This is a genomic window from Rhodococcus xishaensis (assembly GCF_004011825.1).
Lineage (GTDB): Bacteria > Actinomycetota > Actinomycetes > Mycobacteriales > Mycobacteriaceae > Prescottella > Prescottella xishaensis.
Genome location: NZ_RKLO01000002.1, coordinates 221,371 through 242,365, shown reverse-complemented (window position 1 = coordinate 242,365; position 20,995 = coordinate 221,371). Strand labels below are relative to the sequence as shown.

The following is a 20,995-nucleotide window of genomic DNA, read 5'->3' as shown; positions in this document are numbered from 1 at the left end:
CCTAAAGTCCGAGCTGCTGCATCGCCGAGCCCGACTCACCGCGACGTGGCGGCTCGGGCCTGCTCTGCGGCTGCTGCGGGTGCTGTGCTTGCTGCGGCTGCTGCCCTTGCTGCGGCTGCTGCGCCTGCTGTGCGGCTTGCTGGGCCGCCGCCTGCTGCTGCGCAGCCACGAGCTGGTCGACGAGCGCCTGCGGCAGAACCACGGGCAACGGGGTCCGCACGGGGTGTGGATCGCTGCCGCGCCTCACCACGGTGTCGGCCAACACGGTCCGGGCGATCTCCACGAGCGGCGAACCGACCGCGACGTTGCCCGACGGGCCGGCGACGACGCACCGGACCATCCAGCGAGGCCCCTCGATGCCGATGAACCGGAGATCCGCGTTCTGCGTGGCACCGACGACCTCACGACCCCATGGCCCGCTCTCGATACCGACCTCGGCGTTGTCACCTCGCAGAGACTCCGCCAGTTCGGACGCCACCTCGCGCCACTGACCCGGGGACTTGGGCGCAGCGTAAGCGGAAACGGTGATACGCCCGAACTGGGTAACCAGGTGAACCGCCTGCGGTGTCCTGTCTGGCGACATCTCGACCTGAAGCTGGGCTCCCTCGGGGATCGGAAACAGCACCGAACCGAGGTCCAACCGGGTCGCCGCCGGCTCCTCCCCCTCTGGGAGATCGCTCACGTCGTAGGGGCCGCCCTCGGCGTCGGCGAAGGGAACATCGAGTCCGGAACCGTCCTGGGCGTCGATTTCCTCGACATGCTCCGACACTCGCCCGGGAGCGGTGTCCTTCTTCTTCCGGCGTCCCAACATTGATCAGGCCCCTTCCCTAGGCAACCGCGTCAATTCGTGCGGGCGCCCTTCCGTACCAACGAAATCCTCTAAATCTTGATCCGGGAAGTCTTGATCCGGATTATGGGCCACGAGGCTCGAATGTCCACCACTGGATCCGTAACCGCCTGCGCCACGCACGGTTTCGTCGAGGAACTCAACCTCCACGAAATCGACGAGCTCGACCTTTTGCACCACCAGTTGCGCAATACGGTCGCCGCGACGCAATTCGATCGGCGTCTCGAGATCGTGGTTGATGAGGCAGACCTTGATCTCACCGCGATACCCGGCGTCGACGGTGCCGGGGGTGTTCACAACGGACAGGCCGGTCTTGGCGGCCAGACCGGATCGGGGATGGATGAGGCCGACAGTGCCGACAGGCAGCGCGACCGCGATGCCCGTGCCGACCAAGGCCCGGCGCCCGGGCTCGATCGTTACGTCGGCCGTGGTGCACAGGTCGACTCCGGCGTCGCCGTCGTGCGCGCGCCGAGGTAGCGGGATACCGGGGTCCAGTCGCTTCAACGCGATGGCAGGGAGATCGCTCACGTGCACCGAGACTACCCTGGCACACGTGCCCTACCCTGGAATACGTGCCCGAATCGTCTCAGCCAGCACCGACCACATCCGATAACGCCCGAGAACCGCTCTACTCCGAGCGCCTATGGGTTCCATGGTGGTGGTGGCCTGCCGGATTGTTCGTAGCCGGTCTGCTGGCCGCTGAGGTCCACATGGGTTCTCCCGGTGTGCGGGCCTGGCTTCCGTACGTCCTCTTGTTCCCGTTCCCGATTTGGTTGCTGCTGTGGGTCTCACGCCAGCGCGTTGAGGTGTACGGCGGGCCGAATCCCGAACTCAGGGTGGGTCGGGCGCACCTGCCACTGTCGGTGGTGTCGCGGACCGCGTCGATTCCGCCGTCGGCGAAGAGCGCCGCGATGGGGCGCCAACTCGATCCAGCGGCCTTCGTCCAAAACAAGTCGTGGGTCAAGGACACGGTCTTGATCGTCCTGGATGACCCCGAGGATCCCACGCCGTACTGGTTGGTCAGCACGAGGCGGCCAGCCGAGCTGCTGGCCGCCATCGGCCGCGGGACCTCCGCAAGCGGCTAGTCCGTCTGCTGCGCAACCGGTGTGTCAGGCGGCACAGTCCACGCAAATCATGACGCCGTTCTCCTCGCTGGCGAGACGGCTGCGGTGGTGAACCAGGAAGCAACTCGAGCAGGTGAATTCATCCGCCTGCTTGGGCACCACCCGCACCGACAGTTCCTCGCCCGACAGATCCGCGCCAGGCAGTTCGAACGACTCCGCGGTGTCGGACTCGTCGACGTCGACCACCGCCGACTGCGCCTCGTTGCGTCGTGCCTTCAGTTCTTCCAGGGAATCTTCGGATACCTCGTCGGAATCCGAGCGCCTGGGTGCGTCGTAGTCGGTTGCCATTTTCTTTTCCCCTCGTCCTCTTGCGTGTATCCCCGGTACCCGGGCCACCGAAACCCCACGGTGACGGCGATCCTCGGAACCCGACAGTGAAGTAGATCTGTTCCTGTGGCTGTAACAACGCATCAGCTCACTCGGAAGTGCCCTCGACGTCTTCCGAAAACATGACCTACACCTCACTTTCGTTTCCTCCGGGCCCTCTCGAAATCGTGTGGTTTCACGATTGGGGCCGCCAGACAATAGCCGACGGCTCGGCGAAAGTGGCAACTGGACCGGACACGGTCGAAAACTGTCCGTCAATCGTCATCAACCACTGAGCGAGTCGAGACATTCCTGGCAGGGTAGGTATCGGAAGGTGACCGAACGGGGATCTACAGTTGGCAGCGGGGCGGCGACGACCGGTGCGATCGTGGCCGGAACCACACCAACTCTTTTGCTGTTTCCCAGCGGACACCACCCGCGCACCTGATGGAGAGGTCACACACCGTGGTTTCACTGATCACCAACGGCAGCTCGACCGACGATCGGGGCCGCCCGTTTCGCCGACGCCGCGCCTTGCCCGTGATCGCGCTGATCTCCGTCCTGGCCCTGCTCGGGGTCACCGTGTGGGTGAAGATCCTCACCGAACCCGAGGTGTACGCGACCACGGTCGATTGCAACCCCCCGACGGTGCCGCAGTTGCCGGACGCCCCCGCCCCACTGCCACTCGGTCAGGTCGTCGATCGGGACACTCTGCTCGACGTCGCCCCCGCCCCACTGTCCGAGACCCGAGTCCGTGTCTACAACGCGAACGGCCAGCGAGGGCAGGCCGCCGATGTCGCCACCCAACTCCGCGACTACGGGTTCGCTAGCGCTCCCGACGTGGAGGTAGGGAACGACCCTGTGTATGTGGATCAGAACCTGCAGTGTCACGGGCAGGTCCGTTTCGGGCCGAACGGACTGGCTGCCGCGAGCGCACTCTGGTTGGTGGCACCGTGCGCCGAGCTCATCGAGGACGGCCGGACCGACGACACCGTCGACCTGGCGCTCGGCACCTACTTCGCGGACAGCATCGCTCCGAACCCGGACGCCCAGGAAGTCCTGAGCACGTTGAGGGATCCGCTTCCCGGAACCGCTCCGGCGCCGCTCGATCCCGGCTTGCTCAGCGCCGCCCGGAACGCTCGCTGCTGACCTCCCACCCGCAGGCTCACGGAATCCGGTCGTACACGCCCGCCGACCGGAACACGGCTTCGAGGTCGTCCGCAATCCCCGGGGCCATCGCGGTCACGACCTCACCCGCCGCACCGCGTGTATCCGGCGCCGGTACGTGCACCCGGGCGCCCGCCTCGCTTGCGATCAACGCGCCCGCCGCCCAGTCCCACGGATTGAGCCCGTGCTCGAAATGCGCGTCGACCAGCCCCGACGCGACCATGCACAGATCCAGCGCGGCCGACCCGACCCTGCGGATGTCGCGGACGTGCGGCAGCACCTTTCCGAGCAATCGGCCCTGAGCGCTGCGGCGCTCTGCGCTGTACGCAAACCCGGTCGCAAGTAGGGCCAAGGATGAGTCGGTCACCGGATTACAAGACAGCACACCGGAGCGACCGTCCGCATCGGTGAATGTCGCGCCCTCCCCCGCCGCCGCGGAGTACGTGATGCCGCCGGGGACGTCCACGACCGCTCCAGCGACCGAGACACCGTCGACCTGAGCAGCCACCGAGACCGAGTAGGCCGGAATGCCGTACAGGAAGTTGACGGTTCCGTCGATCGGGTCGACCACCCAGCGCGTCCCGCCGACGCCCTTCTCGCCGCCACCTTCCTCGCCGAGAATGCGGTCGTGTGGGCGGAGTTCGGCCAGGCGTGTCCGGATGAGCTGCTCGGCCTCGGTGTCGACCACCGTCACGGGGTCCGTGGGTGTGCTCTTGGAGTGCACCGAGTCGTCGGCACCGGCGTGGACCTGCGCACCCATGACTCCGAACACCTCTGGGCGCCGCGCCCGTACCAGTGCTGCGGCGGCTTCCGCAACGGTGACCGCGACCTCACGGAGCGCACCGGGGGTGTTGGACGTGGTGGCCGCGCAGTCGGCGGTGGAGTTGTGGATGGCACCCATGGATGTATCGCACCACATGCGGAGTTCACCCCACCCCCCGAATCGCGAAGCCGAACGGCCGGAAACCAACTACTGTCGGCGCAGACCCCGGCGCGCGGAAGGAGAGAATCGATGAGTGCGCTCGGATTCGGTGTGGACATCGGCGGGAGCGGCATCAAGGGCGGGATCGTCAACCTCGACACCGGCGAACTGATCGAGGAACGAATCAAGATCGAGACACCGCAGCCTTCGGTGCCCGATGCGGTCGCCGCGACGGTAGCCGAGATCGTGTCGCGAGCCGAGTGGGAGGGCCCGGTCGGGGTCACCCTTCCGGCCGTGGTGAAGGCGGGGATCGCACGAACTGCCGCAAACATCGACAAATCGTGGATCGGGACGGACGCGCGGCTGCTGTTCTCGACCGCTCTGGGTGGCCGTGAGGTGGTCGTTCTCAACGACGCCGACGCCGCCGGCCTGGCGGAGGACCGCTACGGGGCCGGCAGGGACGCCGAAGGGATCGTCGTCCTGTTGACGTTCGGGACCGGGATCGGGTCGGCGCTCGTCCACAACGGGGTCCTGTTCCCGAACACCGAGTTCGGGCACATGGAGGTCGATGGGAAGGAGGCCGAGCATCGGGCCGCGGCCTCGGTCAAGGACACGAAGGGCTTGTCGTACAAGGACTGGGCAGCAGAGGTGACTCGCGTCCTCTGCGTATTCGAGGATCTGCTGTGGCCCGACTTGTTCATCGCAGGCGGCGGAATCAGCCGTAAACACGAGAAGTGGATACCCCGACTGGAGAACCGCACACCGGTCGTTCCGGCCGCCCTGCTCAACACGGCCGGCATCGTCGGCGCCGCGCTGACCGCGACGAACCGCCTGCAAAAGGGCATCTCTCCGTAACAATTTCGAAGCTGTCGTTACAATGGGCAGGGCCGGCTGTGAGTCGGCGAGAACCCGACAGACCTCTCCGCCGGAACTCCACTCTGGCGTGACGCCGCACGACACCGTCACGAAAGGGCGTACGTGGCAGCCACCGAAATGCGTCAGACCGCAGATTCCACTCCCGAATCAGCGACCACCGCACCCACTGCCGAGGCGACTGCCAACAGCGCGCCCGCCGCCAAGAAGGCACCGGCGAAGAAGGCCGCCGCCAAGAAGGCACCGGCGAAGAAGGCCGCCGCCAAGAAGGCACCGGCGAAGAAGGCGGCGAAGAAGACCACCGCCAAGAAGACCACCGCCAAGGCCACCACGAAGAAGACCACGACCAAGGCCACCACCAAGGCGGAGAAGGTCGGTGACGACGGCGCCGAGCAGGACGACATCGACATGGCCGAACTCGACGTCGCCGCCGGCGACCTCATCGACGAGGAGGTCGTCGTCGAGGGTGAGGAGGAGACCGCCGAGCCGTCCGAGAAAGACAAGGCTTCCGGCGACTTCGTGTGGGACGAGGAGGAGTCGGAGGCGCTCCGCCAGGCCCGCAAGGACGCCGAGCTCACGGCATCCGCTGACTCGGTCCGCGCCTACCTGAAGCAGATCGGCAAGGTGGCGCTACTCAACGCCGAGGAGGAGGTCGAGCTCGCCAAGCGCATCGAGGCCGGCCTGTTCGCGACCTTCAAGCTGGCGGAGACGGTCGAGAAGGGCGAGAAGCTCTCCACCACGGATCGCCGGAACCTGAACTGGATCACCCGCGACGGCAACCGCGCGAAGAACCACCTCCTCGAGGCGAACCTTCGTCTGGTCGTCTCGCTCGCCAAGCGCTACACCGGCCGCGGCATGGCTTTCCTGGACCTGATCCAGGAAGGCAACCTGGGCCTGATCCGTGCCGTCGAGAAGTTCGACTACACCAAGGGCTACAAGTTCTCGACCTACGCGACGTGGTGGATCCGCCAGGCGATCACACGCGCGATGGCCGACCAGGCCCGCACGATCCGTATCCCCGTCCACATGGTCGAGGTCATCAACAAGCTGGGCCGCATTCAGCGTGAGCTGCTGCAGGATCTGGGCCGTGAGCCCACCCCTGAAGAGCTCGCGAAGGAAATGGATATCACGCCGGAGAAGGTGCTCGAGATCCAGCAGTACGCGCGTGAGCCCATCTCTCTGGACCAGACGATAGGTGACGAGGGCGACAGCCAACTCGGTGACTTCATCGAGGATTCCGAGGCTGTCGTCGCGGTCGACGCTGTCTCGTTCACCCTGTTGCAGGATCAGCTGCAGTCGGTGCTCGAGACGCTGTCCGAACGCGAGGCCGGTGTCGTGCGGCTGCGGTTCGGTCTCACCGATGGGCAGCCGCGCACTCTGGACGAGATCGGCCAGGTCTACGGCGTGACGCGTGAGCGTATCCGCCAGATCGAATCGAAGACGATGTCGAAGCTGCGTCACCCATCGCGTTCGCAGGTGCTGCGCGACTACCTCGACTGACGCGACCACCCGACCGGCAAGGCCGGGCACTGGCCCGCAAGACCAGCCACCGGCGAAGCGCTACAGCCGGTCAGCTCGCGGGGAAGGGGTCGGGGCCTCTTCCTCGCGAGTTCGCCGCTTCTGGAACAGCCTGACGAGGGGTTCTGCCGCGCGTGCCCCGATCGGTCCTAGAACCGCCATCAGCAACACGTAAGCGGTTGCGAGCGCAGCAAGTTCGCCCTCCACAGCTCCCGACGCGACCGCGAGTCCCGCGATGACGATCGAGAACTCGCCTCGCGCGATGAGTGCTGTTCCGGCACGCGCGCGACCCATCAGACCGATGCCCTGCCGCCCTGCAGCCCACCAGCCCGTCAGCACCTTGGTTGCGGTCGTCACGACCGCGAGACCGATTGCGGGCAACAGCACCGGCGGAATCGTCGCGGTGTCGGTGTTGAGGCCGAATACGAGAAAGAACATCGCGGCAAACAGGTCTCGCAGCGGTTCGAGTAGTCGAACCGCGTTGCGCGCGGTGGATCCGGAAATCGCGATACCCAGGAGGAACGCACCGACCGCGGCAGATACCTGCAGTGCCGACGCCAACCCGGCAACCAGCAGCGCGGCTCCGAGCAGTTTGAGCAGGAACACCTCCCGATCCTTGCTGTCGATCAGCGCGGACACGACGTTTCCGTAGCGCAGTGCGACCAACAGTACGACGGAGATGACCGCAAACGAGATCCCGACGGACTGCAACCCGGCCAAGAAGCTCACGCCGGCGAGAACCGCGGTGAGGATCGGTAGGTAGAAGGCCATCGCGAGGTCCTCGAACACGAGGATCGAAAGCACGATTGGGGTTTCACGGTTACCCAGGCGCCCGAGATCACCGAGAACCTTCGCGACGATGCCCGACGACGAGATGTAGGTGACCCCGCCCAGTACAAGCGCGCCGACTGGACCCCACCCGAGCATCAGGGCCAACGCAGCGCCGGGTACCGAGTTGAGCACGAGATCGACCACGCCCGCGAGCCTGGACCTTCTCAGGCCCGTCACGAGTTCTGCGGCCGTGTACTCCAAACCCAGTAGCAACAGCAGCAAGACCACGCCGATCTCGCTTGCAAGATGACTGAACTCATCGATGCCATCCAGATGGATGAAGCCGCCCTGACCGAAGCTCAGGCCTGCGATCAGATAGAGAGGGATCGGCGACATGCCGACTCGGCCGGCCAGTCGACCGAGTACGCCGAGCACGAGGAAGATCGCGCCGAGTTGGACGAGGGCAAGTGCGGTACCTGTCATCTCCACGTAGTCGCTGCGTCGGAATCAGCCGTGCGCAAGGATCTTGGCGGCCTGCTCGAGGCCGTCTTGAGTACCCACCACTACAAGAAGATCACCCTTGGTGAACAGGAACTCCGGCGCCGGCGAAGGCACGACCTGACCGGCCCGCATCACTGCGACGATCGACACTCCGGTGCGGGTACGCATAGCGGTGTCCCCCAGCGTGCGGCCGTCCCATGGGGAGTTCTCCATGATCGGTAGCTGACGTGTGCTGATCCCGGGCAGGTCGCGGTGCTCCTGCTCCAATTGCGCGACGAGTTGAGGGGCGCCCAGGAGGTTCGCGAGCACCGACACCTCCTCCGACTCGAGCGGGATCGACGCCGTGCAGGCATCCGGGTCATCGACCTTGGAGATGATCAGGTCGGTGCGGCCGTCCCGATGAGTGATCACACCGATGCGTCGACCCGTCGCGAGTACGAAGTCCTTTCGAACGCCGATACCTGGCAGAGGCGTCACTTCCACGTTCATGGTTCAACGTTAGCGCCACGCGCGGGCGCAACTACCCATTACCCCCGGAATTCCGCGTGGACTTCGATCCGCCCGCAGCCCGCTCACTCCAGCGGCGCAAACACCCCGGTCGCGTCCGGCTGGTAGTCGGTCACGTCGATGACCGAAGCCGCTGGCAGCGGACCGAACAGGTGCGGGAACCTCATCGACGGGGGGTCCGATGGGGACCCGGCCTCCCAGCGTACGTCGGCATCGAGCAGGCCCGGATCCAGATACAGAAGCACCAAGTCCCGGCGTCCCGCGAAGAGCCGGTTGGCGGGGAGGTGGACCTGCTCGGGCGTGGACAAGTGCACGAAGCCTTCGGTGGCGAATCCGGCCGGGATGCGCTGACCGTCCCGCTGCGCGACCGCCCACTCGTCTTTCGTGCACATGTGGACGAGCCGCTGTCCGTGCTCATTCAACGGCAGGTCATTCACGGGTGGAGGGCGGTTCGCTCGAGGGCGGTTCGTTCAAGGGCCCGGACATGTGCGTTCCCTCCCCTACAACTGTTGAGGCTGTAACTGTTGAAAAGGACACACCGACGATACGGCGGGAACAACCCAATCCAGTCGAGCGTCTGACATTGTGGACCTACCGCGTCATCCCCGACGCGGCGGAAGACCCCAGGTGGTGGGTGCGAACCCACCATCAGTTCGGAGGAGTCATGCCCGGAACACTGACCAGCACCCCATTGACCGCTGCCGACCGGTGCGACCGGTGCAGCGCAGGAGCCCGTGTGCGCGCCGTGCTTGCCAGCGGAGGAGAACTTCTCTTCTGCCAGCACCACGCCAACGAGCACGCCGGCCGTCTCCGTGAGATGAACGCGACGATTGTCAGCGACTCCGAGGCGACCGTCTAGCGAGTCAGCCTTCCGGGCGGACCTCCGTCCGTCCCCTGCACCGAAGCGGGTGACCACCATCTGTGGTCACCCGCTTCGGTGTTTCCGCAGCCAATCCTTCTGCAGCCAGGTGTTTCTGCACGCCGCGACGTAGTGCTGGCCTACCACTGACGCAGCATCGCGATGCGGTCGGTGAGCTGCTCGACGGTCGCGATCGCCGTCGGCGGGCCGCCGCACATCCGGCGCAGTTCGCCGTGGATGACGCCGTGTGGCTTACCGGTCCGGTGATGATGCATCGCGACCAGGGAATTGAGCTCGCGCCGCAGACTCGCGAGCTGCCCGGCGGCCGCTACTCGTTCGGTGACCGTCTGCGCCGCCGGGACGACCACCGGCTCCGACGTTGCAGCAGGCTTGTCCAACTGCTTCTGCTGCCGCTGCCGGAGCAGAGCCCGCATCTGCTCGGCATCGAGTAGTCCGGGCAGGCCGAGGTAGTCGGCCTCTTCGTCGGATCCGGAAAAGGTGGCCGTACCGAAGGACGAGCCGTCGTAGATCACCTGGTCGAGTTCGGCGTCGGCACCGAGCGACGTGAAAGCCTTCTCCTCCTCCCCGGGTTCGTCCTGCTGCTTGTTCGCGTCAGCCAGCAGGTCATCGTCGAAGCCGTCCTTCTCCCGGTGCGGCTTGCCGAGGACGTGGTCGCGCTGGGCCTCGAGCTGGCTGGCAAGGTCGAGCAGGATCGGCACCGACGGCACGAACACGCTCGCCGTCTCCCCCTTGACCCGAGAACGCACGAATCGACCGACGGCCTGCGCGAAGAACAACGGAGTCGACGCGCTCGTGGCGTAGACACCGACGGCGAGTCTGGGCACGTCGACGCCTTCGGACACCATGCGGACCGCGACCATCCATTTCTGGGTGCTCTCGGAGAACTCGGCGATCCGGTTCGACGCGGTCGGGTCATCGGACAGGACGAGGGCCGGCGCCTCACCGGTGATGGCCTCGAGCTTCTTGGCGTAGGCGCGGGCTGCCGCCTGGTCGGTGGCGATCACCAACCCGCCGGCGTCCGGCATGCCACCGGCGCGCAGTTGGTCGAGACGCGTGTTCGCTGCGGTGAGCACCGACGGGATCCAGTCACCGGCCGGGTCGAGTGCTGTGCGCCAGGCTCGGGCAGTCTGCTCCGCGCTGAGCGGCTCTCCGAGGCGGGCGGCGAACTCCTCGCCCGCGCTGTTGCGCCAGCGGGCCTCACCGGAATACGCCAGGAACACGACCGGGCGAACCACACCGTCGGCAAGGGCGTCCGCGTAACCGTACGAATGGTCCGCCTTCGAGCGCATGTGGCCTTCGTTGTCAGGCTCATACGTCACGAAGGGAATCGAGCTGTCGTCGCTTCGGAAAGGTGTTCCGGTCAAGGCGAGTCGGCGCGTGGCGTCACCGTACGCCTCACGAATCGCCTCACCCCAGCTCTTCGCGTCGCCGCCATGGTGGATCTCGTCCAGGATCACCAGGGTGCGGCGCGCCTCCGTGCGGGCACGATGTTTGAACGGGTGCGACGCGACCTGTGCATAGGTCACGACGACGCCGTGGTAATCCGACGACGTCTGACCCGTCGAGTTCGAGAACCGCGAGTCCAGCGCGATGCCGCTGAATGCGGCCGCCTCGGCCCACTGATGCTTGAGGTGCTCGGTCGGGGCGACCACGGTGATCTGGTCTACAGTGCGGTCCCGCAGCAGTTCGGATGCGACCCGAAGGGCGAACGTGGTCTTCCCTGCACCCGGTGTGGCAACAGCGAGGAAGTCCCGCGGCTTGGTTGCCAGATACTTCGTCAGCGCGCGTCGCTGCCATATGCGTAGCGAACTCGTGGGAACAGGTGCTCGATCGACACTTCCGGGTTCAGCGCTCACTTCGCACCTCGCCACTGGATTCGCACGATTGTTCCCACTCCTTGCTTCCCCGCCCCTTGCTTCACTGAAGTCGGCTGTCGACCGCTCGGATCCGACACGATATTCGGCGACGCCCGCGCAGGAGCCTAGCGCCCTGGACCGACCGATTTCGCATCACCCACGCCCGCTTGGGGTGCACTGGACCGACGACACCCTGCGTCACCTCGACCCCAGATCGCGCCTTGGTGGCAGAATCGGTCGGGGCACGTCGGGGGACCACAGCGGGTATTCGATCGCGCCGTCAGGAATCCTGGGATCACGATGAGCGAAACGCCGTCCGCCATGAGGCGCCACCCGCTTCGATTGTGTATGCGGGTCGGCGGCCGCACGGTGTCGAAGGCGTGGTACGACTCGATCTTCGGCAGGTCCGCCACCGCCGCGTTCTGGCAGACCCTGTCGCTGCCGCCGCTCCTGCTGGGATTGCTCGGCAGTCTCGGCTACGTCGGCGGATGGTTCGGCCCCAACACGGTGGAGATCATCCAGTCGAAGATCGTCACGTTCAGCGAGACCGTATTCAGCCAGAACATCGTCGACCAGATTATCGAGCCGACCGTAGCCGACGTTCTCATGCGGGGGCGGCCGGGGATCATCTCTGCCGGCTTCCTGCTGTCGCTTTGGGCTGGGTCGTCGGCGATCTCGACCTTCGTCGACTCGATCGTCGCAGCACACGGACAGCAGGACGCTCGGCACCCTGTCTGGCAGAGGGTGTTCGCCTTGCTGCTCTACGTGGGGTTCCTCGTCCTATCGGTCTTCACGCTCCCCCTCGTTGCGATGGGCCCGACGATGATCGGTCGGGTTCTTCCGGCCTCTTGGCGCACCGTCGGCGCCGAGATGGTCGACGCCTTCTACTACCCGGCGGTCGGCCTGATGCTCATCGTGGGACTGACCACGCTCTACAAGGTGGCACTGCCCAAGTCGCTGCCGTGGCACCGACTGCTCGGCGGAGCGCTGGTCGCCGGCATGTTCTTCCTCACGGCAAGCACGGTCCTTCGGAGCTACCTGACCTGGGTGACCGGCACCGGATACACATACGGGGCGCTCGCGACGCCGATCGCCTTCCTGCTGTTCGCATTCTTCCTCGGGTTCGCGATCGTTCTCGGCGCCGAATTCAACGCCACGATTCAGGAGTTCTGGCCGGCGAGGGCCACCCGAATGCAACAGGCCCGCGATTGGATCGCCGCGCAGGCTGCCGTCGATGAGTCCGAGGACGGCGGCCGGGTCACCAATCTGACCAGGCGGCTGGCCACGGGCCCCATCCGATTCATGTCGGATCGATCAATCCCGGATCCGTCGCAGTCGGATCCGTCACAGTCGAACGACGACACGGCGGCAGGCACGCACCAGATCGACGTGCCTACCACCCCCTCCGAGGACCCCGGGACTCAGTCGCCCTTGCGCAGTCCGTCGTAGACCTTCTTGCACTCCGGGCATACCGGAGAACCGGGCTTCGCGGACCGTGTGACCGGAAAGACCTCGCCGCACAGTGCGACGACGTGGGTGCCCATGACCGCACTCTCGGCGATCTTGTCCTTCTTCACATAGTGGAAGAACTTGGGCGTATCGTCGTCGGTGGTCTCATCGGTGGTGGTATCGGGAAGTTCCTTTGTGGAAGTGCTCACGAAACCATGATGCCGCACATCGGCCCCCCGCTGTCACATGCAGCCCACAGCCATATGCAGCCGCACCGTCATGTGCATTTGACTACCGATAGTGCAACAGTAGAACCATGGCAAGAACTTCGGGGTTCGGCGAGAATGCCGAAAGCGGTACACCTCGCCACCCGGCATTGATCACCGAGGCCGCCCAGTCCATCGAGGATCAACACCGGGCGCGCGTCAGGAAGTACCTGACCATCATGTCCTTCCGGATCCCGGCACTGGTTCTCGCCGCGATCGCGTACGGCGCTTTCGGAAATCCCTGGATCTCGGTGGGCATCATCGCGGTGTCCATTCCCCTGCCCTGGATCGCGGTCCTCATCGCGAACGACCGGCCTCCCCGATCCAAAGACGAGCCCAGCAGGTACGACCACCGCGACGCCGCCCGCGCACTCGAATCCAGGATGCACCGAACCATCGAGGGCTGACCCGTACGCCCGGGCGCGTTCTCGTGGACGGCTGCGACAATGCTCGGGTGAATCGTGACCTCCTGTTGTCTGTCTGCGGTCCGCTACGCGAGGCGCTGACGCGCGCGCAGTACGACATCGACTCGATCGTCGACCTCCTCGGCGTGGAGGCGCATGCGGCACTGGGACGATACGAGCCGGTTCCCGTTCGCCGAGCCTGTGAGAACGGCGGCGAACTCGGACATCTGATCCGGCTGTTCCTTCTCAACGACGACTGTCCGGCGGCCGACGTCGCGACGGCATTGCGCCCGCTCGACCTCGACGCCGCGGTTGCCGCGGGCTTGCTTTCCCGCCACGGTGACATCGTTCGCGCCGAGCTCGATCTGCGACCCCTCGACCTGGGCAGCGGTAACCGGTGGACGTTGGCGGACCTCGACGGCGCAATGCGTCCCCGCGAGAGCGTCGAAGACCATGTCATCGGCGTGGGAGAGGCGTCACTGTCACTGCTGCGAGGCACCCCGACCCGCCCGGTCGGCACCCTTCTCGACGTCGGCACCGGATGCGGAATCCAGGCACTGCGCGCCGCCGACTATGCAGGCAAGGTCACCGTCACCGACATCAACCCACGCGCTCTGGCACTCACCGCGGCTACTGCCGCCCTCAACGGACTCGACTTCGAAATCCTCGAGGGATCGTGGTTCGAACCCGTCAGCGGCCGACTATTCGATCAGGTGGTCGCGAATCCGCCGTTCGTGGTCGGAGAGGCACGCGTCACCCACACCTACCGCGATTCCGGGCTGAACCTCGACGGGGCCAGCGAGTTGATGATCTCGGGTGCCGTCGACTATCTCGAACCCGGTGGCACCGCGGCGCTGCTCGCGTCGTGGCTGCACGTCGACGGTGAGGACTGGCGTCGGCGGGTCGCGTCGTGGCTGCCGGCGCACGGGATCGACGCATGGATCGTCCAGCGGGACGTCGCCGATCCCGCCCTGTACGTCGGGACGTGGCTACGCGACGGCGGGTCGGATCCTCGGGATCCCGCCGTCGAAGCGCGCGCGAACGCGTGGCTCGACCATCTCGAGGACGCCGACGTCGCGGGGGTCGGATTCGGATTCGTGTACCTGAGGCGCACGGACGCGCCGTCGGACATTCTGTGCGAGGACCTCCGTCACGGCTTTGACGATCCGCTCGGTGACGAAGCTCTCGCGTACTTCGATCGGCTCGAGTGGCTCCGCGACAACGACGTCCTCTCGGCGCGGTTCGAGGTCCGGCCCGAGACTGCGCTGGAGCGGGTGTATCTGCCCGACGAAGACGGCTGGCGCCAGGTGGTGGCGCGGGTACACCGCGGCAAGGGGCCCCGGTGGCAGCACGAGATCGATGACCTCGCCGCAGCCCTGCTAGCGGGAATGCGCCCCGACGGATTGCCGTTGGAAGACCTCGTCACGCTTCTCGCGTGCGCGCACGACGAGGATGAAGAAGCGCTCGCGGCCACGGCAGTACCGCTGGTCCACTCCCTGGTGCGACACGGACTCATCGCACCAGCCTGACGCCCGTTCCCGAACCTCGCCTTCTCAGGAACTTCTCAGGGGAACGACGGGAATCCGCAGGTCGCAGACCGTCGAGTCGAACTCCGTCGGGAACTTTCCCGGTCCGCCGGGGCGTTGAGGCATATGAGACACCCTGACGAGGAGGCACGTCATGACAAGCCCCAGCACCACTCGACCCCGCATCGCCGACTCCGACCTGGACGGTCAGAGCCCGGCTGCGGATCTCGTTCGCGTCTATCTGAACGGGATCGGCCGCACCGCTCTGCTGACAGCGGCGGACGAGGTGGATCTGGCGCGGCGGATCGAGGCTGGGCTGTACGCGGCGTACGTCCTCGAGAAGAGAAAGCGACTCTCGGCCGCGAAGAAGCGCGATCTGGCTACGATCGTCCGGGACGGCGAGGCCGCAAGGCGGCACCTGCTCGAGGCGAACCTCCGCCTCGTCGTGTCTCTCGCCAAGCGCTACACCGGACGCGGCATGCCGCTCCTGGACCTGATCCAGGAGGGAAACCTGGGCCTGATCCGCGCCATGGAGAAGTTCGACTACGCGAAGGGCTTCAAGTTCTCGACCTATGCGACGTGGTGGATCCGCCAGGCCATCACCCGCGGCATGGCCGACCAGAGCCGCACCATCCGGCTGCCCGTCCACCTCGTCGAGCAGGTCAACAAGCTCGCCCGGATCAAGCGCGAACTGCATCAGCAGCTCGGCCGCGAAGCGACCGACGAGGAACTCTCGCACGAATCGGGTATCCCCGTGCACAAGATCGCGGACCTGCTCGATCACAGCCGCGACCCGGTGAGCCTGGACATGCCCGTCGGCAACGACGAGGAGGCTCCGCTCGGTGACTTCATCGAGGACTCCGAGGCGACCTCTGCCGAGAACGCGGTCATCGCGGGTCTGCTGCACAGCGACGTCCGTAGCGTCCTCGCCACGCTCGACGAGCGCGAACAGCAGGTGATCCGTCTGCGCTACGGCCTCGACGACGGACAGCCACGCACACTCGACCAGATCGGCAAGCTGTTCGGGCTGTCCCGCGAGCGGGTTCGCCAGATCGAGCGTGAGGTCATGGGCAAGCTCCGGCAGGGCGAGCGCGCCGACCGCCTCCGCGCCTACGCGGGCTGACCCGCCTCGCCCCGGCTTCCCGGCCGGATGCGCATCCTTCCCCCCTCAGGATCCGCGTCCGGCCGGGTTCTCGCGTTCCCGGTGGGGCCCCACCCGGTGAGCTCGATCAGGTCGACCGAGCGAACCCCTCACCACTCGCGTAGTCGTCGCGGACCGCCGTCGGGCACGCTCGGTTCGGGCCCGATCCGCACACAGGCGTCGGTGAGCTGCGCGCCCTCGGCGGATGCCAGAACCGGTTCACAGGAGAGGGCACGGACCTCGGGCAGGTCGTCGGCGAGCGTCGAGACCCGTCGCACCAGGTCGACGAGCGCCTGCTTGTTGACGGGTACTGCATTGCGGTACCCGGACAGCAGCGGGGCCGCCTTCGGTTCGTCGATCAGTTCCACGGCCTCGTCCTCGGTGAGCGGAAGAACCCGGTAGGCGCGGTCACCGAGCAGATCGGAGATGACACCGGCCAGGCCGAAGGAGATCAGCGAACCGAAAGACGGATCGTCCTGGACCTCCACCACGCAGCCGATTCCCTTGGTCGCCATTTTCTGGACGTGCAGCAGAGGCTCGCCCGACGCCGACGCCAGGTCCCGGTACGCCGTCCGCACCGAATCCGGGCCGACCAGATCGAGCCGGACGCCGCTGAGGTCGGGCCGATGTCGCCACAGCTCACTGGTCGCCTTGACCGCGACCGGATAGCCGAGTTCGTCGGCAGCCAGGACCGCCTCGTCCACGGTGGTGGCCGCTCGGAACTCGACCACGTGGATTCCGTAGCACTCGAGCAGTTGTGCCGCCTCGAAGTCCGAGAGCCAACGCCCGTTCGACGCGCTGACCCAGCCTTCCACGAGCTGCCGGGCCCGGTCCGGGTCGATACCGTTGGGCCGGACCACCTTCGAGACCGGACGTCCACGCCACGCGGCGTACCGCCAAGCCCGGGCGAGTGCCAGCGCCGCCCGTTCCGGTCCTGGAAACGACGGCACCGAACCGCGCGTCGGGTTCCCGTCCGCCCCGCGCACCGCCAGCACGTCCGGGATACCCTCGGTCGCCAGGAAGGTGGTGAGGATCGGCTTGTCGGCCTCGATGACCGCCTCACGCAGAGCCCGCGCGTACGGTTCGACGGCCACAGCGACCGGCGGAGCGAACACCGCGATCACGGCGTCGACGTCGGACGACGCCAGTGCTGTCGAGACCGCTTCGGCGAACACCTCTGGGCTGGCCTGCGCCCCGAGGTCCACGGGCTCCCCCGCCTGCAATCCCTCGCGACGCGCCGCATCGGCGGCCAGTACGCCGAGCGCGCTCGAGTTACCGACCACAGCTACCCGGGGCCCTGCCGGCAGCGGCTGGTACCCGAAGAGCAGCGCGCAGTCGAACAGCTGCGAGATCGAGCCGACCTGCACGACACCGGATTGCTCGAACAGCGCACGCACGATCGAATCGTCCATCGCCACGCCGGTGACGGCGAGCGCCGGTGGCACCGCGTGTCGGCCACTCTTCACGGCGACGATCGGCTTGGTGCGGGCCACCCGTCGAGCGATCCGGGAGAACTTGCGGGGGTTGCCGAAGCTCTCCAGGTAGAGCAGGACCACCTCGGTCTCGGGGTCGGTGTCCCAGTACTGGAGCAGGTCGTTGCCGGAGACATCGGCGCGGTTTCCGGCGGAGACGAACGTCGAAAGCCCCAGTCGCCGCTTGGCGGCCTGATCGAGGATCGCGATACCAAGCGCACCGGACTGGCAGAAGAAGCCCACGTTGCCCCGTTGCGGCAGCACCGGGGCGAGGGTCGCGTTCAAGGACACCGCCACGTCGTTGTTCGCGACGCCGAGTGCGTTGGGGCCGATCAGTCGCATGCCGTGAGCCCGCGCCGCGTGGACCAGTCGGCGCTCCGAGTCACGTCCGGGCGGACCGGACTCACTGAACCCGGCGGAGACGACGACGAGTCCCCTGACACCCTTGGCAAGACAGTCGTCGAGGACCGAGTCGATGGATTCCGCCGGGACGGCGACCACAGCGAGGTCGACGTCGTCGGGGATGTCCCGGACCGTCGGGTAGGCGCGGACTCCGCGCACCGAGCGGTGCTCGGCATTGACCGGGTAGACCGGCCCGGTGAAGTTGCCGCGTAGCAGGTTCACCAGGACCGCGTTGCCGACCTTGGAGCTGTCGGTGGAGGCGCCGATCACCGCGACCGACCGGGGACTCAGGACGTTGCGCACACTTCGTGCCTCCGCCGCCCGCTCACGCGAATTTCGCACGGACAAAAGGGCTTCGGTGGGGTCGATGGCGAACTCGAGTCGCAGCAGACCGTCCTCGAAACTGCGACTGACCTGGTATCCGGCCTCCCGGAACACCGACACCATGTTGCGGTTCTCGGCGAGAACCTCTGCGACGAACATGTTCAAGCCGTTCTCGGCGGCCGCGCCGGCTAGATGCTCGAGCAGAATCGGCCCCAACCCCCGGCCCTGGTGCGCATCCGCGACTACGAAGGCGACCTCGGCCGACCTGCCGTCGCCCACACCGCCGAGCCGTTCGTAGCGGCCGACAGCGATGATCTCGTCGCCGAGGATCGCCACCAACGCCACCCGGTTGTGGTGATCGACGGTGGTGAAGTTGACGATGTCGCGCTTCGACATCGTTGGGTACGGACCGAAGTAGCGCAAATAGCGGGTGCGCTCGGACAGCTTGCCGTGGAAGGCCACGAGCTTGTCGGCGTCCTCGGGAACGATCGGCCGCAGATGCACCGCCCCACCGTCCGCCGCGAGCACGTCGGCCAGCCAGTGAGGAGGAAAGTCGTGGGCACGTTCGAGGTCAGCGCCCGTTGTCGTTCCATCAGTCACGCGGGTCCTCCGGATCGAGTCCGAGCAGCGGGAACGTGGCACGGCGGGTCGCGATGACAGCCGAGTCGATCCGGGTCAGTGCCCGGTCCGTCGACGCAACGCCAGTCTCCGGAGTTCCCCCGGGACCGTCCCACCGCATGAACGACGTGTCGGCGGCCTCACCCATCGTCGTCGGCGGATCAACGCTCGGCACGATCGCGTGAGCCTTCTCGCGCCATGCTTCGGGGGTAGCGGTGCCCAGGTCGATCTCACGGTCGAGTACCGATGCGATCAGATGGGTCCACGATCTCGGCACCACTCGCACGAGTCCGTATCCGCCGCCGCCGACCGCGAGCCATCGCCCCTCCGCGTACCGATCCGCCAGATCCCGCATCGCCAGGTACGCAGCACGCTGGCCGTCGACGGTGAGCGCAAGATCCGCCAACGGGTCTTCACGGTGATTGTCCGCACCGCACTGGCTGATCACGATCTGTGGCCGGAACGCCGCCACTGCGGCGGGCACCACCGCGTGAAATCCTCTCAACCACAGTGAATCCACGGTGCCGGGCAGTACCGGAAGATTGATCGCGGTGCCCTCGGCGGCGCCGGCACCGATCTCGCTCGACCACCCGGTGTTCGGCCACAGTGTCGCCGGATGCTGGTGGATGGAGATCGTCAGCACCCGGGGGTCGCCGAAGAACGCGTGCTGTACACCGTCGCCGTGATGGGCGTCGATGTCGATGTAGGCGATGCGGTCGAATCCGTTGTCCAGCAACCAGGAAATGGCGATCGCGACGTCGTTGTACACACAGAAGCCCGACGCCCAGTCCGCCATCGCGTGGTGCATTCCGCCGCCGATGCTCACCGCGCGTCGAGCGTGCCCCGAAGCGATCTGCTGTGCCGCAGCGAGGGTTCCACCAGCGAGGATCGCGCTGGCCTCGTGCATCCGTGGGAACACCGGATTGTCCTCGGTGCCGAGGCCGTGCCGCGTCGCGACTTCCGGCGGCAGGTCGCCGGCATCCCGGGAGCCTGCGTGCTTGACCGCCTCTACGTACGCCGGTGTGTGGATACGAAGCAGTTCGACATCGGATGCCGCGTCGGGACGGACGACCTCCACTCCCTCCATGAGCCCGAGCCCCTGGGCGAGATCCATGGTCAGCTCGAGTCGGTTCGGGTTCATCGGGTGTTGTGGACTCCACCGGTAGCTGAGATAGTCCGGGCTCCACACCACGACACGTCCGACTCCGGAAGCTGGGGCCTCCTCGACGGGACCAGTCCGTGCACTCATGAACTCAAGTTACTTCCACCGTGTGCCCCGCGCGAGGCCACCGCACAGGTCGTTACCGGGCCCTCGATGGACGGTGGCAACGCGCTGGGCCCGGACGCGGGGCCCGTGGGAAGTCCGCCCGGTAGAATCCTCTTCAGACGAAGGGGTGTGAGAGTGAAAGATCTGGTCGACACCACGGAGATGTACCTCCGGACGATCTACGACTTGGAAGAAGAGGGCGTCGTCCCGCTGCGCGCACGAATCGCTGAGCGGCTCGACCAGAGCGGGCCGACCGTGAGCCAGACCGTTGCCCGCATGGAACGCGACGGACTGCTGCAGGTTGCGGGCGACCGGCACCTGGAGTTGACCGAGAAGGGTCGCAGCCTCGCGGTCGCCGTGATGAGGAAGCATCGGCTCGCGGAGCGCCTGCTCGTCGACGTCATCGGCCTCGACTGGGACCAGGTGCACGCGGAGGCGTGCCGTTGGGAGCACGTCATGAGCGAGGAGGTCGAACGGCGACTCGTCGAGGTGCTCAACAATCCGACGACGTCCCCGTACGGGAACCCGATTCCCGGCCTCGCTGACCTGGGCCTCGAACGTCCGGTAAGCAACTCGGAGTCGCTGATCCGTCTCACCGACATCCCCGTCGGCAAGCCGACGGCCGTCGTCGTCCGCCGTCTGGCCGAGCACGTCCAGTCGGATCCCGAGCTGATCGGTCAACTCCGTGTGGCAGGCGTGGTCCCCGACGCAAGGGTTACAGTCGAGACCAGGCCCGGTTCGGTGACGATCACCGCTTCTGGTCACGACGAATTCGAACTTCCCGAGGATATGGCCCACGCCGTCCAGGTGAAGCAGGTCTGACTCCTCGCTCGCCGGATCCGGCCAGCGAGGAG

Annotated in this window: 21 protein-coding genes; 10 read left to right on the top strand and 11 right to left on the bottom strand. The window is 66.5% G+C overall.

Annotated elements, in window-relative coordinates; genetic code table 11:
- Position 1: 1 nt before the first annotated feature.
- Both EGT50_RS05565 and dut read right to left on the bottom strand, forming a co-directional pair.
- Positions 2-811, bottom strand: a complete 810-nt coding sequence (locus tag EGT50_RS05565; RefSeq protein ID WP_127951596.1) for a DUF3710 domain-containing protein — start codon at positions 809-811, stop codon at positions 2-4.
- Positions 812-814: 3 nt separating this feature from the next.
- Positions 815-1,381 carry a dUTP diphosphatase gene (gene dut / locus EGT50_RS05560; RefSeq protein ID WP_127951595.1) on the bottom strand — a complete coding sequence of 189 codons (567 nt, stop codon included), beginning with the start codon at positions 1,379-1,381 and terminating at the stop codon, positions 815-817.
- Positions 1,382-1,419: 38 nt separating this feature from the next.
- On the opposite strand from dut, the gene EGT50_RS05555 reads away from it, so the two are divergent.
- Entirely contained in the window at positions 1,420-1,932 is a 513-nt protein-coding gene (locus tag EGT50_RS05555; protein WP_127951594.1) for a DUF3093 domain-containing protein, read from the top strand.
- Between the two features lie 24 nt (positions 1,933-1,956).
- Here the strand turns inward: EGT50_RS05555 and EGT50_RS05550 are convergent, their stop codons facing one another.
- Complete coding sequence (locus EGT50_RS05550) at positions 1,957-2,259, bottom strand: DUF4193 domain-containing protein (protein ID WP_127947094.1); 303 nt, start codon at positions 2,257-2,259, stop codon at positions 1,957-1,959.
- A gap of 483 nt (positions 2,260-2,742) precedes the next feature.
- Here EGT50_RS05550 and cei point away from each other — a divergent pair, with 483 nt between their 5' ends.
- Positions 2,743-3,426: an envelope integrity protein Cei gene (cei, locus tag EGT50_RS05545; RefSeq protein ID WP_127951593.1), complete on the top strand. Its 684-nt coding sequence runs from the start codon at positions 2,743-2,745 to the stop codon at positions 3,424-3,426.
- 16 nt (positions 3,427-3,442) lie between these two features.
- Here the strand turns inward: cei and EGT50_RS05540 are convergent, their stop codons facing one another.
- A complete protein-coding gene (locus EGT50_RS05540) occupies positions 3,443-4,345 on the bottom strand; it encodes an inositol monophosphatase family protein (protein ID WP_127951592.1) in 903 nt (300 codons plus the stop codon).
- Positions 4,346-4,456: 111 nt separating this feature from the next.
- Between EGT50_RS05540 and ppgK the strand changes: the two genes are divergently transcribed.
- Positions 4,457-5,221, top strand: coding sequence for a polyphosphate--glucose phosphotransferase (gene ppgK / locus EGT50_RS05535; protein WP_127951591.1), 765 nt, complete (start codon positions 4,457-4,459; stop codon positions 5,219-5,221).
- A 123-nt stretch (positions 5,222-5,344) separates the two neighbouring features.
- The gene (locus EGT50_RS05530) at positions 5,345-6,739 is read left to right on the top strand and encodes an RNA polymerase sigma factor (protein ID WP_127951590.1); all 1,395 of its coding nucleotides are present in this window, start codon (positions 5,345-5,347) and stop codon (positions 6,737-6,739) included.
- Positions 6,740-6,799: 60 nt separating this feature from the next.
- Here the strand turns inward: EGT50_RS05530 and EGT50_RS05525 are convergent, their stop codons facing one another.
- From EGT50_RS05525 to EGT50_RS05515, 3 genes are all read right to left on the bottom strand, one after another.
- Entirely contained in the window at positions 6,800-8,011 is a 1,212-nt protein-coding gene (locus EGT50_RS05525) for a cation:proton antiporter (protein WP_127951589.1), read from the bottom strand.
- A 24-nt stretch (positions 8,012-8,035) separates the two neighbouring features.
- Positions 8,036-8,518: a cation:proton antiporter regulatory subunit gene (locus EGT50_RS05520; RefSeq protein WP_127951588.1), complete on the bottom strand. Its 483-nt coding sequence runs from the start codon at positions 8,516-8,518 to the stop codon at positions 8,036-8,038.
- An 83-nt stretch (positions 8,519-8,601) separates the two neighbouring features.
- Positions 8,602-8,928 (bottom strand): DUF952 domain-containing protein, encoded by a 327-nt coding sequence (locus tag EGT50_RS05515; protein ID WP_127951587.1) that lies wholly within the window; start codon positions 8,926-8,928, stop codon positions 8,602-8,604.
- Positions 8,929-9,200: 272 nt separating this feature from the next.
- On the opposite strand from EGT50_RS05515, the gene EGT50_RS05510 reads away from it, so the two are divergent.
- Positions 9,201-9,395, top strand: coding sequence for a DUF7455 domain-containing protein (locus tag EGT50_RS05510; RefSeq protein ID WP_127951586.1), 195 nt, complete (start codon positions 9,201-9,203; stop codon positions 9,393-9,395).
- Positions 9,396-9,535: 140 nt separating this feature from the next.
- Here the strand turns inward: EGT50_RS05510 and EGT50_RS05505 are convergent, their stop codons facing one another.
- Positions 9,536-11,272, bottom strand: coding sequence for a DEAD/DEAH box helicase (locus tag EGT50_RS05505; RefSeq protein ID WP_127951585.1), 1,737 nt, complete (start codon positions 11,270-11,272; stop codon positions 9,536-9,538).
- A gap of 300 nt (positions 11,273-11,572) precedes the next feature.
- Here EGT50_RS05505 and EGT50_RS05500 point away from each other — a divergent pair, with 300 nt between their 5' ends.
- On the top strand, positions 11,573-12,721 hold the full coding sequence (locus EGT50_RS05500) for a YihY/virulence factor BrkB family protein (protein WP_127951584.1): 1,149 nt from the start codon (positions 11,573-11,575) through the stop codon (positions 12,719-12,721).
- Here EGT50_RS05500 and EGT50_RS05495 read toward each other — a convergent pair.
- Entirely contained in the window at positions 12,694-12,930 is a 237-nt protein-coding gene (locus EGT50_RS05495) for a DUF3039 domain-containing protein (RefSeq protein WP_127951583.1), read from the bottom strand. The two genes, EGT50_RS05500 and EGT50_RS05495, sit on opposite strands and share 28 nt — an antisense overlap.
- A 107-nt stretch (positions 12,931-13,037) precedes the next feature.
- On the opposite strand from EGT50_RS05495, the gene EGT50_RS05490 reads away from it, so the two are divergent.
- The 3 genes from EGT50_RS05490 to EGT50_RS05480 all read left to right on the top strand — a co-directional run bounded on the left by EGT50_RS05490 (position 13,038) and on the right by EGT50_RS05480 (position 16,040).
- A complete protein-coding gene (locus EGT50_RS05490) occupies positions 13,038-13,394 on the top strand; it encodes a DUF3099 domain-containing protein (RefSeq protein ID WP_127951582.1) in 357 nt (118 codons plus the stop codon).
- A gap of 47 nt (positions 13,395-13,441) precedes the next feature.
- Positions 13,442-14,920, top strand: coding sequence for a DUF7782 domain-containing protein (locus EGT50_RS05485; RefSeq protein WP_127951581.1), 1,479 nt, complete (start codon positions 13,442-13,444; stop codon positions 14,918-14,920).
- 151 nt (positions 14,921-15,071) lie between these two features.
- A complete protein-coding gene (locus EGT50_RS05480; RefSeq protein WP_127951580.1) occupies positions 15,072-16,040 on the top strand; it encodes a sigma-70 family RNA polymerase sigma factor in 969 nt (322 codons plus the stop codon).
- A 128-nt stretch (positions 16,041-16,168) separates the two neighbouring features.
- Here EGT50_RS05480 and EGT50_RS05475 read toward each other — a convergent pair whose 3' ends face one another.
- Entirely contained in the window at positions 16,169-18,856 is a 2,688-nt protein-coding gene (locus EGT50_RS05475) for a bifunctional acetate--CoA ligase family protein/GNAT family N-acetyltransferase (protein WP_127951579.1), read from the bottom strand.
- Positions 18,849-20,123, bottom strand: coding sequence for an acetoin utilization protein AcuC (locus EGT50_RS05470; RefSeq protein ID WP_127951578.1), 1,275 nt, complete (start codon positions 20,121-20,123; stop codon positions 18,849-18,851). Before EGT50_RS05470 ends, EGT50_RS05475 begins: the two co-directional genes overlap by 8 nt.
- Before the next feature lie 153 nt (positions 20,124-20,276).
- On the opposite strand from EGT50_RS05470, the gene EGT50_RS05465 reads away from it, so the two are divergent.
- Positions 20,277-20,963: a metal-dependent transcriptional regulator gene (locus tag EGT50_RS05465; protein ID WP_127952197.1), complete on the top strand. Its 687-nt coding sequence runs from the start codon at positions 20,277-20,279 to the stop codon at positions 20,961-20,963.
- The last annotated feature ends 32 nt before the right edge of the window (positions 20,964-20,995 follow it).